At 70.0% G+C, this 13257-nt stretch carries 11 protein-coding genes and 2 pseudogenes; 3 read left to right on the forward strand and 10 right to left on the reverse strand.

Annotation, left to right across the window (positions count from 1 at the left end; all coding sequences use genetic code 11):
* Positions 1–726: 726 nt before the first annotated feature.
* From dgoD to AB0K02_RS23975, 5 genes are read right to left on the reverse strand one after another with little or no spacing between them, the layout of a single operon-like run.
* Positions 727–1872: a galactonate dehydratase gene (gene dgoD, locus AB0K02_RS23955; protein ID WP_365994563.1), complete on the reverse strand. Its 1146-nt coding sequence runs from the start codon at positions 1870–1872 to the stop codon at positions 727–729.
* Complete coding sequence (locus AB0K02_RS23960) at positions 1869–2621, reverse strand: SDR family NAD(P)-dependent oxidoreductase (protein WP_365994564.1); 753 nt, start codon at positions 2619–2621, stop codon at positions 1869–1871. Before AB0K02_RS23960 ends, dgoD begins: the two co-directional genes overlap by 4 nt.
* A gap of 40 nt (positions 2622–2661) precedes the next feature.
* Positions 2662–3603 (reverse strand): sugar kinase, encoded by a 942-nt coding sequence (locus AB0K02_RS23965; protein WP_365994565.1) that lies wholly within the window; start codon positions 3601–3603, stop codon positions 2662–2664.
* The gene (locus AB0K02_RS23970; protein ID WP_365994566.1) at positions 3600–4235 is read right to left on the reverse strand and encodes a bifunctional 4-hydroxy-2-oxoglutarate aldolase/2-dehydro-3-deoxy-phosphogluconate aldolase; all 636 of its coding nucleotides are present in this window, start codon (positions 4233–4235) and stop codon (positions 3600–3602) included. The genes AB0K02_RS23965 and AB0K02_RS23970 overlap by 4 nt, the downstream gene beginning before the upstream one ends.
* Entirely contained in the window at positions 4232–5161 is a 930-nt protein-coding gene (locus tag AB0K02_RS23975) for an SMP-30/gluconolactonase/LRE family protein (RefSeq protein WP_365994567.1), read from the reverse strand. Before AB0K02_RS23975 ends, AB0K02_RS23970 begins: the two co-directional genes overlap by 4 nt.
* A 138-nt stretch (positions 5162–5299) precedes the next feature.
* On the opposite strand from AB0K02_RS23975, the gene AB0K02_RS23980 reads away from it, so the two are divergent.
* Positions 5300–6544 carry an ROK family protein gene (locus tag AB0K02_RS23980; protein WP_365994568.1) on the forward strand — a complete coding sequence of 415 codons (1245 nt, stop codon included), beginning with the start codon at positions 5300–5302 and terminating at the stop codon, positions 6542–6544.
* Between the two features lie 190 nt (positions 6545–6734).
* Positions 6735–7274 (forward strand): ATP-binding protein, encoded by a 540-nt coding sequence (locus tag AB0K02_RS23985; protein WP_365994569.1) that lies wholly within the window; start codon positions 6735–6737, stop codon positions 7272–7274.
* Positions 7275–7409: 135 nt separating this feature from the next.
* Here the strand turns inward: AB0K02_RS23985 and AB0K02_RS23990 are convergent.
* Positions 7410–7574 (reverse strand): annotated as a pseudogene (locus AB0K02_RS23990) (IS5/IS1182 family transposase); the annotation flags it as partial.
* A gap of 469 nt (positions 7575–8043) precedes the next feature.
* Here AB0K02_RS23990 and AB0K02_RS23995 point away from each other — a divergent pair.
* Positions 8044–8637 carry a hypothetical protein gene (locus tag AB0K02_RS23995; protein ID WP_365994570.1) on the forward strand — a complete coding sequence of 198 codons (594 nt, stop codon included), beginning with the start codon at positions 8044–8046 and terminating at the stop codon, positions 8635–8637.
* A 176-nt stretch (positions 8638–8813) separates the two neighbouring features.
* On the opposite strand, the gene AB0K02_RS24000 is transcribed toward AB0K02_RS23995, so the two are convergent.
* From AB0K02_RS24000 to AB0K02_RS24015, 4 genes and pseudogenes are all read right to left on the reverse strand, one after another.
* A complete protein-coding gene (locus AB0K02_RS24000; protein WP_365994571.1) occupies positions 8814–9851 on the reverse strand; it encodes an ABC transporter permease in 1038 nt (345 codons plus the stop codon).
* Positions 9848–11356: a sugar ABC transporter ATP-binding protein gene (locus AB0K02_RS24005; RefSeq protein WP_365994572.1), complete on the reverse strand. Its 1509-nt coding sequence runs from the start codon at positions 11354–11356 to the stop codon at positions 9848–9850. Before AB0K02_RS24005 ends, AB0K02_RS24000 begins: the two co-directional genes overlap by 4 nt.
* Before the next feature lie 185 nt (positions 11357–11541).
* Positions 11542–12582, reverse strand: coding sequence for a substrate-binding domain-containing protein (locus tag AB0K02_RS24010; RefSeq protein WP_365994661.1), 1041 nt, complete (start codon positions 12580–12582; stop codon positions 11542–11544).
* Between the two features lie 60 nt (positions 12583–12642).
* Positions 12643–12848: pseudogene (locus tag AB0K02_RS24015) on the reverse strand (sugar ABC transporter permease); the annotation flags it as partial.
* Positions 12849–13257 lie beyond the last annotated feature (409 nt).

Consider the following 13257-nt stretch of genomic DNA (forward strand, 5'->3'; position numbering starts at 1 on the left):
GCTGTCAACGTGCAGCCGCCTGAGAAGTCCTGCCTGAGCACGCCCCGAGGCCAGGTGACGCATCATCCGATCCAGCACGGCGGCATCGCTGTCCGGTCTCAAACCACTGGTACTGGTCTTCCATCTGCGCATCGGCGTACCAGAGGGAGGGGCTGCGACATTCGTACCAGTACTTGGTGGGGACCTTCAGGGAGAGAGTCGCGGAGGCGATGACGTCGAACGGCGCCAGCGTCGAGGTGGTGCGCCCGATCTGGGCGGCGGTCTCCCTCGGTCCAGACAGCTGAGCATCGTTGATCCGGACGCTCGACCCTCCCTGGGTGCCCTTGCGGACCTCCGCGCTCGGGGCGGCCGTCGTGAGGGTCGTGCGCTTCGGCGACGTCGGACAGGACGGCGACCGCCTCGTTGAGTGGCAGAAGGCAGGACCCGTGTCGGCATCCTGCGAGGGCGCCTGCTTCAGGGAAAGCTCGTCGCGCCTGGGCACGAGGCCTGGGTGGACTCCTCTCGGGAGTGCCGACACTCTATTGAGCTGAGCCCTTACCGCCGCGCCCCCAACCGCCAAGAGAGGCGGTCAGGGCGCGGCGTTGCGGTCGCTGTTGGGAGCAGGCGACTACCGGCGGCGCGGGATGGTGAAGCGGGAGGGAAGTCCTGGTGCCGACGCCGAGGGCTGAGGCACGCGCCCCGGCCCCGCCCCGGCGGCGCTTGGCTTGCGCCGCAGAGCGGATCCCGTCACCATTCGGCGAGCGAGCCGTCCCGTCGGCGCCAGATCGGGTTGCGCCACCGGTGGCCCGTTTCGGCGGCACGTTCCACGGCCTTCTCGTCGACATGGATGCCGAGGCCGGGCTCGGTGAGGAGCTCGACGTGTCCGTCCTCGTAACGGAACACCGACGGGTCGACCAGGTAGTCGAGGAGGTCGGAGCCGGTGTTGTAGTGGATGCCGAGACTCTGCTCCTGGATGAGCAGGTTAGGCGAGGCGAATCCGACCTGCAGGCACGCGGCTAGCGCGATCGGGCCAAGCGGACAGTGGGGCGCGAGCGCGGTGTCGTACGCCTCGGCCATCGCGGCGATGCGGCGGACCTCGGAGATACCGCCAGCGTGCGACAAGTCCGGCTGGGCGATGGCGATGCCCTGACCCAGCACCTTCTTGAAGTCCCAGCGCGAGTAGAGGCGCTCGCCGGTGGCGATGGGGATGCTGGTCGACCGGACGATGTCGCCGATGTGGTCGCTCAGCTCCGGGACGACCGGCTCCTCGACGAAGAACGGCAGGTACGGCTCCAGCAGGGGCAGTACCCGGCGCGCCATGGGGATCGTGAGCCGGCCGTGGAAGTCGACGGCGATGTCGAAGCGGTCACCGACCGCCTCGCGAACGCCGGCGACGCGCTCGACGATGCCGTGCACGGCGTCGGGCGTGTCGATGAAGTCCAGCTGGGGCGAGGCGTTCATCTTGATCGCTGTGAACCCCTCGGCCTTGCGGACGAGGGCCTCCTCGGCGACGTCGGCCGGGCGGTCGCCACCGATCCAGCTGTACACGCGGGCGCGGTCGCGGACATTGCCGCCCAGCAGCTGCCATACGGGGACGCCGAGTGCCTTGCCCTTGATGTCCCACAGGGCCTGGTCGATGCCGGCCACGGCACTGGAGAGGATCGGGCCGCCCCGGTAGAAGCCGCCCTTGGTGAGCATCTGCCAGTGGTCCTCTATGCGCATCGGGTCCTGGCCGAGCAGGTAGTCGCTGAGCTCGTCGACGGCGGCGGCGACCGTGTGCGCGCGGCCCTCGACCACCGGTTCGCCCCAGCCGGTGATGCCTTCGTCTGTGTCGATGCGCAGGAAGCACCAGCGGGGGGCGACGAGGTAGGTGCGCAGGGATGTGATCTTCACTTGGACTCCTTCTTGACGGACCATCCGCCATCGACGGTGAGATCGGCGCCGGTGATGTAGGAGGCGTCGGCGGAGGCCAGGAAGGCGACGGCGGAGGCAACTTCGTCGGCCGCGCCGAGCCTGCCGAGCGCGGTAGCCCGGGCCGACAGCTGCTGGTCGGCCTCGCTCACCTGGTCCCATACGTCGGTGAGGATGGGACCGGGCAGCACGGAGTTGAACCGGACGTGCGGCCCGTATTCGACGGCCAGTTGGCGGATCAGTGCGCAGATGCCGCCCTTGGCGGCGGCGTAGGCGGGGCGGCCGGGCAGGCCGAAGTTGGCGTGCACACTTGAGGTGGCGACGAAGCAGCCGCGCGTGGTGCGCAGGTCGTCGACGAAAGTGCGGACCCCGAGGTAAAGGGCCTTGAGATTGACCGCTATCTCCTTGTCCCAGCCGTCGCCCGTCAGTTCGTGGGCTGCGGCGTCGACGTGGGTGAAGGCGTTGTTGTGGACGATGTCGACTGGGCCTGCGAAGTCGCGCGTGCGCTCGTGGAGGTACTGCCAGCTCGCCTCCGCGGAGACGTCGCAGTGGACGTAGGCGGCACGGCCGCCGTCGGCGAGGATGTTCTTGGCCACGGCCTCGCCGGCCGAGTCCGCGATGTCTGCGAGGATGACGGTGGCGCCCTCGGCCGCCAGCCGCAGGGCACTGGCCGCTCCGATGCCGGAGGCGGCTCCGGTGACCAGCGCAGTCTTTCCTGTGAAGCGTTGCATGGAAGTTCCTGTTCGTTCCGATCGGGTCGCGGGCGAGGGGTCAGCGGATGACGTCGTCGCCGGTGAGCAGCGGGAGTTCGCCCTGTCGCGGCAGGCCTTCCCAGTCGCCGTGGACGGAGACGGCGAAGGAGCCGCACGTCGCCGCGGTGAGCAGCCGTTCGGCGGGAGGTGCGCCGTCGAGGTGCGCCGCCAGGTATCCGGCGACGAAGGCGTCTCCGGCGCCGATCGGGTCGACGACCGTGACCGGCACGGCCGGCTGGGCCAGTACGTCGCCGTCGACGGCGACCAGGGCGCCCGCGGCCCCGAGCTTTACGATCGCCTGCCGGGGGCCGAGCGCGGTGAGCGCGCGGGCCGTCTGCTCCGGGGGCGCGTCGCCGACGAGGAGCTGCGCCTCCTGGGGCCCGGCGAACACGAGGTCGGCGTGGCGGACGAGGAAGCCGAGTTCGGCGGCCGCGTCGTTCCTGGACCACAGCAGCGAACGGTAGTTGACGTCGAGCGAGACGGTGACACCGGCCTCGCGGGCGACGACCACGGCGTGGCGCACGGCGCGCCGGGCGCTGTCGCTCAGTGCGGGGGTGATGCCGGTGACGTGCAGCAGTCGGGACGCGGAGATCAGTTCGTCGTCCACGTTCTCGGGGCCGAGGCACGAGCCGGCGAGCCGCTTGCGGTAATAGGCGGAGCGGGTGCGGTCGGCGGTGCGGCGTTCGCGCAGCATGAGCCCCGTCGCCAGGGCGGGTTCGGTGCGGACGCGGGAGACGTCGACGCCTTCGGCCCGCAGACCGGCGACGATCATCGCTCCGGCGGCGTCGGCCCCGACCTTTCCGATCCACGCGGCGGGGTGGCCGAGCCGGCTGACGCCGATTGCGACGGTCGCCTCGGCCCCCGCGAACGACAGACTGGCGATCCGGCCCGGTGCGAGCGGCCCGGGCTCGTTCGCGGAAACGACGACCATGGCCTCGCCCAGGGTCACGAGGCCGGTCATCGGGGTACTCCGTCCAGGAGGCCGAGGAGCCGGGCCGCGCGGTCACCCAGGGCGCCGAGGTCGCCGCCTTCGCAGGCGTCGCCGACGAGGGGGCTGCCCATGCCGAGGGCGGTGGCGCCTGCCCGGAGGTAGGCGGGGGCGTCCTCCAGCCGGATGCCTCCTGTGGGCACGAGCGGCACGTCAGGGAGGGGTGCGCGGATGGCGCGGACATATTCCGGACCCCCGATGGAGGCGGGGAAGAGCTTCACCATGGCAGCCCCCGCCTGCCAGGCGGTGAGGACCTCTGTCGGCGTCAGGGCACCCGGCAGCACCGGCACACCGAGCTGGCGCGCGGCGGCGACGACTTCCGGCGAGGTCGCCGGGGTGATCAGGTACTCGGCGCCGGCGGCGACCGCTGCTTCGGCCTCGCGGGGGGTGGTGACCGTCCCGGCCCCCAGTGCGAGCCCGTCGGGCAGGCTCTGTGCGTAGTCGCGCAGGGCGTCCAGTACTCCGGGGGTGGTGAGCGTGAACTCGACGGCGCGGACACCTGTCTGGCGCAGGGTGTCGGCGACTTCGGGGAACCGGTCCGCGCTGTGGGAGCGCAGGATCGCCACGACCGGGACGGCGGCGAGGGCGGACGAGAGCGTGGTCATGCCGTCTCCTGGTGCTGGGATGCGAGGTCGTCGAAGGGCACGGTCGGCAGCCCGGCGATGCCCGTCCGGCACACGAACAGCCGTCCGGCGTGCCGCTGTTCGCCCAGCTGGTCCTCGGTCAGTTCCTCGGTGGCCGTGGTGATCACGAGGGTGTCGAGCGCCGGGCCGGCGAACGCGACGCTCGTCACGTGCGAGGCCGGAACGTCCACCACGGTGTGGCAGACCCCGTCGGGCGCGAAGGCGCGTACGTGGCCGGCGCCCCAGACCGCGACCCAGATGTTGCCCTCGCCGTCCACGGTCAGACCGTCGGGTACCCCGCCGTCGAATGCGGCGAAGGGTCGGCGGCCGGCGGGAGTGCCGGTGGCGAGGTCGTAGTCGAAGACGTCGACCCTCCCCGTGGCGCTGTCGGCGTAGTACATCAGGGCGCCGTCGGGGCTCCAGCCGAGCCCGTTGGAGATGGTCACGGACTCCAGGAGCACCCGCAGTCCGTCCGGGCCCAGCTGGTAGAGCGAGCCTGCGCCGGGCGTCGCGTCGAAGGCCATGGTGCCCGCGAGCAGTCGCCCGCGTGGGTCGCAGGTGGCGTCGTTGAACCGTCGTCGCACGCCGTCGGTGGGGAGGGCCAGGGACGCGAGTTCCTCCTGGCGGCCGTCGTCTCCGACGCGGATGAGCGACGTGGACACTGCGGCGATCAGCGACCCGTTCCGGGTGGGCTGGACGGCGCCCACCGTGCCGCTGAGGGCGAGTGTGGTCCGCGGCAGTATGTCGGGCAGTCCGCCCCCGTCGGCGCGCGGGACCAGGGAGCCCCGGCAGATCAGGCCCGCTGTGATGTCGACCCAGAGCAGTTCCTGCAGGTCGTGGTCCCATACCGGGCCCTCGCAGAGCCTTCCGGGGTCGGGGCTGCAGGGGCGGGCCCTCAAGTGGCGCATATCAGTCTCCTTGTTCCATGGGTAACGCTAACCATTTGTCTAACCCTTGTACATAGTCTCCCTGGTGATTTTTCCAAGGGTCGGAATAAGATCGTCGTGACCAGACAAGCCCGGCACGACACGCGAAGGACGAGACACGTGGCCCACCGCACCTCGCAGGACATCAGGTTCCTGAACCGGTTCGAGGTGATGCAGCGCTTCTACGCGGACGGCGGGGCGAGGACCCGGCAGGAGCTGGCGGCCGCGACCGGGCTCTCCTTCGCCACGGTCGCCAACCTCACCGCCGAGCTCATCGACGCCGGGGTGCTCGTGGAGTCGGGGAGGCTGGAGTCCGGCGGCGGACGCCCCCGGGCCCTGCTCGCCGTGAACGCCGAGCGCGGCGCCCTGATCGGCGTCGACGTGGCCGAGACCTCCGTACGCACCGAGCTCTTCGACCTCACACTGCGCCAACTGCATGTCATGGAGCGGCCGCTGCCTGCGGACGGCGTGGCGCCGGATGTCGTCGTGGCGGCGATCGAGGCAGGCGTCGACGCCGTGCTGGCAGCTACCGGGACGCCTCGCGAGCGGGTGCTCGGTGCCGGGGTCAGCGTCCCCGGCCTCGTCGAACGGGAGGGCGGAGTCTCCACGTACTCGCCCTACTGGTCGTGGCGCGACGTGCCGATGCGCTCCCTGCTCGCGGAACGCCTCGACGTGCCACTCCATCTCGACAATCCGCTCAAGGCGAGCACGCTGGCCGAGATGTGGTTCGGCGGGGGGCGCGAGGTGGACGATCTCGTCGTCGTCACGCTCCGCGCCGGCGTCGGGGCCGGCTTCGCCATCGGCGGCACGCTGTACCGGGGCGCCACCAACAGCGCCGGCGAGTGGGGCCACACCTGCTTGGTGCTGGACGGCCGCCCCTGCCGCTGCGGAAGCCGCGGCTGCGTGGAGGCGTACGTCGGAACCCGCGGCGTCATCGAGACGCTGCGCGCCGTGGCCCCCGCGGACCCACTGGCGCACCTGCCCGACGACGCGGCGACGCTACGCTCCCTCGCCCTCCGCGCGGCGGACGGGGACAGTGTCGCGACCGAGGTGATCGCACGCACGGGCAGGTATCTGGGGGCAGCGGTGGGGAGCCTCGTGAACCTCTTCAACCCCCAGGTGATCGTGCTCGGCAACCAAGTGATGGAAGGGCTCGGCGAGCAGCTGCTGGCCGCGACCCGCTCGGCCCTCGCCGACCACGCCCTCGCCCAGCCCCTGCGTGCCGTCGACCTGCGGCGCAGCGCTCTGTCGCACAACGCGGTCACCTGGGGCGCCGCAGCGTTCGCCCTGGAGGGGTTTCTCGGGGACCGGGAGCTGTTCGGCTCGGTCAGCCGCACCAGAGCCGCACGCAGCCGCACCAAGTGACGCCTGTCACGCCTTGAGAAGGGTGCGAAAGGGGGCTACTGTTTACGTAAACACACGCTGTTTACGTAAACATCCGTCGGCGATCGACTACCTCGAGATCGTCCACCCCGGTCGAAGCCGCCGAGGAACACGCCCGGCGTTCGCGGACCGTCGTCCCCCCGCCGCCCCCTCTGCCCCCTCAGAGGTAGCCATGTACCTGAGCACCAGCGCCCACGGATCCCAGTCGTCCCCCGCCAGGCCCCGCGACGCGCACGTCGCGCTGCTGGCCGTGCCGGCCGACGCGGCACACGTCCCCGTGGCGCGCCACTTCGTGACTGCCGTCCTATATCGGTGGGGGCTGGTACAGGAGTCGTGCGAGACAGCCGAACTCGTCGTGGCCGAGCTCGCCGCCAACGCGGTCCAGTACGGAGGCGGGGAAGTGACCCTGCGCCTCTCTCACTCCCGGGAGACCGGCTACCTGTACGTCGCCGTGCTGGACTCTGGCCACATCCCTCGCCCAAGGCTGGGCCGTGACTGCGACCCGTGCGAACGCGGTCGGGGCATGGGCATCGTCGAGTTCGTGGCGCAATGGGTGCAGATCGAGCAACGCCCCGGCGGCCGCTGCGTCACGGCCTGCATCAGTGCACCGGCATCGGCGGTCCGCCCCCTCCCGGGCCGCGCTGCCGCAGGAGCCGCAGTGGGCGCAGAAGCCGAGCGGACCGTCTCCGCCCAGTACTGCAAGCGTGCTTGAGTATGACGGGGCGGCAGCTCTACGGGCTGCGGCCTCGTCGCATGTCATGGCTGCGATGGGCTGGGTGCTGCTCACCGGCGACGCACAAGGGACCAGCGCAGAATGAGCCCGGTGCCGTGGCGGGCACTGCGGGCGTATGCGGTGCGTGATGCCGCGCCCGCGTAACCATCGCCGCAGGTGAGGGTGATCGTAGTCCTGGCCTGCGGGCTTCCTCGGCAAGAGCGGATCGCGGTACGCCTTTCACCAGGGGGATCAGGGCCTGGCTGTCGTGCAGGTTCGCCCCGAAATTCCGACGGACAGACTCGGTCGCCGACACCTGGCCGGCCTCCCACGCCGACGGGATCGCCTGCGTCACCGGCGATCCCGCGGTCAAGGCGATGTCGGCTCGAGCTGTCCGGTTCGGCGAGGGCGCCGAAGGAGGGGCCGACCGCTTGTGCCGCGATGATCCGATGCCCCGGCAACTCGTCATCCTCACGAGCCCCGAGGCGTCGGCCGAGGCGACGTGATCGTCGGACGACGATCACGAGGACCGCCTCCGGAACACGACCCCGTGGCTGCGTGCGCGAGAAGGGGCAGCACTTGACACCAATTTGGGAGGCACCAGGCCGTCGGGGCAGGGGCTGGATGTTCACCAGTTCCGACAGCAGCGGCCCTTCTTGGGAGTTGAGGAGTATCAGGCTGGTAAAGGGCTTGCACTCTCCGTGACGAACTACTCGTACTGACGATGCGCCACTGCTTGAATGACGCCCACGGGGAAAGGGGGCCCACAGTGGACCAGGGGATCGCGGCACTTGCGGGAGCAGCGATCGGCGGCGCGACCGCCACACTGGCTGCGCTCATCATCAGCCGGGCCACACGCCACCAGGCCCGCGCCCAGCACCACCTGTGGCGGTCCCAGACTCGCCGAGAGGTTTACACGGCATACGCCGCCGCGCTCGACGCCGCCCTGGACGCCATCGCCCCCGTACGGATGCAGGCCACCAAGCTGCTGGTCGCGTACCTGCGGCCGACCGGCGCGGTCGAGAGCGTCGCGCTGGAGCAGTCCGGGGAAGCAAGGACGGAGGAGAGGCGACGTGCCCGCGAGCTGGTTGCCGCTTTGCGTCCTTTCAGTGCCAAAGCCGCCGTTGAGGGGCCGGAACCTCTCCGTGAGGCGGTGCGTAAGTTGACGCGGAATACCGGCGCCTACCTGTCCTCCTGCATGGCCACGCTGGAGTCCTCATCCGCCCTGACAGACGAGGCGTTGCGGACCCTGGCCCAGGAGACGATGGAAGAGGCCCACCGAGCCGTCGATCGCTCACGCAAGGCGTTCTTCGAGGAGGTCAGCAACGCCCTGGAGAGCAAGCCCGGGCCGCATCGCAGTTGATGAGGAACGGCGGCGCCTGCCTCGGGGTGCCTCCCGTTCCCGTGAACATCGACGCGAGATCGATCGGGCCGCCTCCCGAGACGGTGAACAGATGCTGTCGGAAGTCGTGAACATGGCCAAACCCGTCCGTCGCCGTTGTGAGCGGCGCCGGACGGGGAAACAGTGTGGGCGGAGCGTCAGTGAGGCAGGCCGACGGCCCGTTCGCCGCTGCGGCGCTGCTGGATGACGACGGCGATGACCAGGAGCGCGCCTTGGGCGACGTTCTGCCAGAAGGTGTTGATGCCTTCGACGGTCAGGCCGTTCTCGAGGCAGCCGAGGAGCGCCACCGCGAGCAGCGTGCCACCGATGCCTCCCTTGCCTCCCTTGAGAGCAGCGCCGCCGAGTGCGGCGGCGGTGATGGCCTTGAGTTCGAGGCCCTCGCTGCCGGAGACGGGCTGGCCGGAGCCGGTGCGGGCGGTCAGCATGATGCCCGCGACGGCGGCAACCACGCCGATGAGGGTGTAGACGAAGATCAGGTACTTGTTGATGCCGATGCCGGCGAGCCGGGCGGCGGTGTCGTTGCCGCCGATGGCGTACAGGTTGCGGCCGATGTCGGTGTACTTGAGCAGCAGGTGCGCGGTAACGGCCACGACGATCAGGATCCAGACCATGACCGGCAGACCGGCGATCTTGCCGCGTCCGAGGAAGACGAAGACGTCGTTGTTGAGCACGTAGCCCTGGGCGCGTCCGTCGGACAGCAGTTGGGCGAGTCCCTTGTAGGCGGCGAGCCCGGCGAGTGTGGCGATGGTCGGGTTGACCCGTCCGTAGACGATGATCAGGCCATTCAGCGCACCGATGGCCACACCGACGCCGATCGCGGCGGCCATGCCGAGGAAGGCCCCCGAGCCAGTGCTGGTGAAAACCATGGCGCTGACGACGGACGCCACGCCGACCTGCGAGCCGACGGAGATGTCGAGGCCGCCGCAGATGATGACGACAGTCTGCACGATCGCGAGCAGTCCGGTGATCGTCGCCGCCTCGGCGATGACCTGCATGTTGGACAGGCTCAGGTAGTTGTCGTTGAGGACGCCGAACAGGACAAGGACGACGACGAGCGCACCGATGAGGCTGATGTTCTGACCGCCGATGCCGGCGACGAGCTTCGGCCGGCCCGACGCGGGGCCGTCGCCCTGGGGCCCCTTCACGGCCGGGGAGGAAGTGCTGGTGAGGGTCATGATGTGGCTCCGGGGGCGGTGCCGACGATGTCATCGGCCATGGCGAGTTGGAGGATGGACTCTTCGGTGGCTTCGCTGCGGTCGAGCTCGCCGGTGATCCGGCCGCCCTGCATGACGACGACCCGGTCGGCGAGGCCGAGGAGTTCGGGCAGTTCGGAGGAGATGACGAGCAGCGCGACGCCCTCGGCGGCGAGGTCGGCGATGATCTGGTGGATCTCCGCCTTCGCGCCGACGTCGATGCCGCGGGTCGGCTCGTCGAGGATCAGGACCTTCGGCTTGCGGGCCAGCCACCGGGCGAGGACGACCTTCTGCTGGTTCCCGCCCGACAGCTTGCGCACCTCGTGGTTGATCGACGGGGTGCGGACCCGCAGCCGGTCGGAGTACTCCTGCGCGAGCCGGCGTTCGGCCGTTCGTCGCACGAAGCGGAAGCGCCGCAGCCTGTCCAGTACGACGAGGGAGGTGTTGTCCCTGATGGACTGCTGCAGAAACAGCGCCTGGGCCTTGCGTTCCTCAGGGGCGAGCCCGAGGCCGGCGCGGATCACGTCGCCCGGCCTGCCGCTGCGCAGGCGTGCCCCGTTCAGGGTGGCGGTGCCACTGCGGACGGGCAGGTCGCCCGCGAGCGCGAGGGCGAGTTCCGAGCGCCCGGCCCCGATGAGGCCTGCCAGGCCGACTACTTCGCCGGCATGGATCCGAAGCGAGATGTCGGTGACGTCGTCGGTCGTCAGGTTCTGGACGTCGAGCACCAGCCGGTCGGTGGCGACACGTCGGCGTACGAACATGGCGGACAGGTCGCGGCCCACCATCAGGCGCACGAGTTCGCCCTCGTTGGTGAACCTGGCGTCCTGGACGCCGACCAAGCTGCCGTCGCGCAGGACCGCGATGCGGTCGGCGAGCTGAAAGATCTCCTGCATGCGGTGGGAGACGTACACGATCGCGATGCCCTGTTCGCGCAGCCGTCGGATCAGCGCGAACAGTGCGTCCACCTCGTGCTCCGACAGTGACGAGGTGGGCTCGTCGAATGCAATCAGCCGTGCGGTCGTCCCGCCGGTCAGCGCGCGCATGATCTCGACCAGCTGCCGCTGCGCGGGCGTGAGCTGCGACCCGAGCAAGCCTGGGTCGAGAATGTGTGCGAAGCCCAGCCGCTCGAGGTCGGCCCTGATGCGCCGGTTCAGTTCGGTCCGGTCCAGCATCCGTCCGTGCTTGCGGGGCAGGGCGCCCGCGTAGACGTTCTCAGCGACCGAGATGTGCGGGATGATCTCGGGCTCCTGCGGGATGATCCGGATACCGGCCGCCCGGGCGCGGGCGGGGGTGTCAAGTTCGACGGGCTCGCCGTCGACGAGCGTGTGTCCTTCGGTCGGCTGATGGTCGCCCGTGAGGATCTTCAGCAGCGTCGATTTTCCCGCGCCGTTCTCTCCCATCAGGGCGGTGACCTGCCCGGCCGGGAAGTCGAGGGTGACACCGCCGAGTGCCTGCACCGCGCCGAAGCGCTTGGTGAGACCCGCCACCCCGACGGACGGGGGTGGAGGTGCCGCGTCGGACGTGCCGCCTGAGGGTTTCGGGGCGGGTGTCGGGGGATGCGCTTGGGTCATGGATCGGTTCACCTCGAAGGCATGGTGCAGGCGTGGTCGGGAGGCGCGGGGTGGGGTCACCGGCCGGCAGCCGTTCGGTGGCGGCCGCCGGCCGGGAGTACTCAGCTGCAGGTGAGTCCGGCGCCCTTCCACGAGGCGTGGTCGACCATGGTGGTCGGGGCGAACGCTTCGGCGGGGAAGTCCTTGCCATTCTTGAGCTTGTCGTACATGGTCTGCACGGCCAGGGCGCCGACGTCCTTGCCGTTGATGAACAGCGCGGCCTTCATGCCGGTCGGCTTGTCCGACTGCCATTCCTTGCAGGCCAGGTAGGCGCCCAGGCCCACGCCGACGACCTTGTCGGGCCCGACGCCGGCGTTCGCGAGCGCGGTGACGCCGCCCATGACGTTCTCGTCGTTGCAGCCCCAGATCACCCAGTTCTTGACGCCGGAGTTGGCGGTGACCGTCGCGGCAATCTTGTCCTGGGCGCCGGTGGGCGTGTTGTCGGTGGGCACGTCGATGGTCTCCACGCCGGGCACGGCCGCGTCGAACGCCTTCTTCGCCGCGGCGACGCGGTCGCCGCAGACGGTCACGTCCTGCTTCCACGCCGAGACGACGCGGGTGTCGGCGGCCGTCCAGCCGGCCTTCTTGAACTCGGCGGCGGCGCGCTTGCCGACCTCCCCGCCCATCTGTGCGCCGCTGAACCCGATCCTCGGCACCAGGTCGTCCTTGCCGCAGGCGTCGGGATCGGGGCCGGTCTTGCAAATCTGGTCGTCGGACGTCAGCAGCGCGACCTTGCCGTCCTTCGCGGTCTGGACGACCTGCGGGCCCACGGCCGGGTCCGGGACCACGATGATGACGCCGTCGGTCTTCTGCGCAATCGCCGACTGCACTTCGCTGACCGTCTTGTTGGCATCGTTGCCCAGATTGACGATCTTGAGGTCGATGCCGAGCTCCTTCGCCTTCTCCTTCGCGCCCGCGGCCTCACCGATGAAGTACTCCTGGTCGCCCTGCTTCTGGAGGTAGGTGATCGAGATCTTGCCGTCGGCCCTGGCGACCGGATCGTCGGTGGTGGCCTCCTTGCCCGACGAACAGGCCGTGCTCAGGCCAAGGGTGAGCACAAGGCCGGTGGCGGCGGCCACGCGGCGAGAGGGGGAACGGAACATCAGGAGCTCCTTTGTGCTGCCAGCAACCGCCGCGTCAGGGACATTCGGGGGCGGTACGAGGAGAGGCACGAAAGACCTGCCGCCGATCAGCCGGTCCCGGAAGAGGCTCAGATGGGCGGCGTATCCGATCGGCGCCAGGAAGACGAGTCCGAAGACCGCGACGAACGGGCCGGCGAATCCCCACCCGACGAGGCCGTGCCTCCCGGGGGGCGGCGCCGTCGTGGCCTGGGTGGGACTGCCTGTGCGGACGTCGACAGGAGCGTCATGGTGGTTCCTTGCGTCGTTGACCGACCGGTCTGGAACGGAATGAGGGAGGCAGAAGCCTCGGGCCGGAAGGTCCGGAAGAAGACTGTTCCGATCACCGATGTTTACGCAATCATCGGTGACGTGATGGTGACACCACCGTCAGACGGGCGTCAAGCACTGCGCGGGAGCGAATAAATGGGATTTTTTAGTGATGAACATGAACATCGTAGCCACTCCAGGAGGGGTGACGTCGCCCTTCCATACAGGGCAGGGCGACGCCCGAGGCGGATTCCGCCAGGCTGCGCACCGACGGCCGAGGAGACGCAGCCGAGGACGGATGGGCAGCACCCGCAGCCCCCCTTCCTGCGGTCGGGAGGAGGCGCGATGCCCGGTCCGGCCGAAGAGAGCGGGCGGCAGGAGGCGACGCCG

It is taken from the genome of Streptomyces sp. NPDC049597 (assembly GCF_040675505.1).
GTDB lineage: Bacteria > Actinomycetota > Actinomycetes > Streptomycetales > Streptomycetaceae > Streptomyces.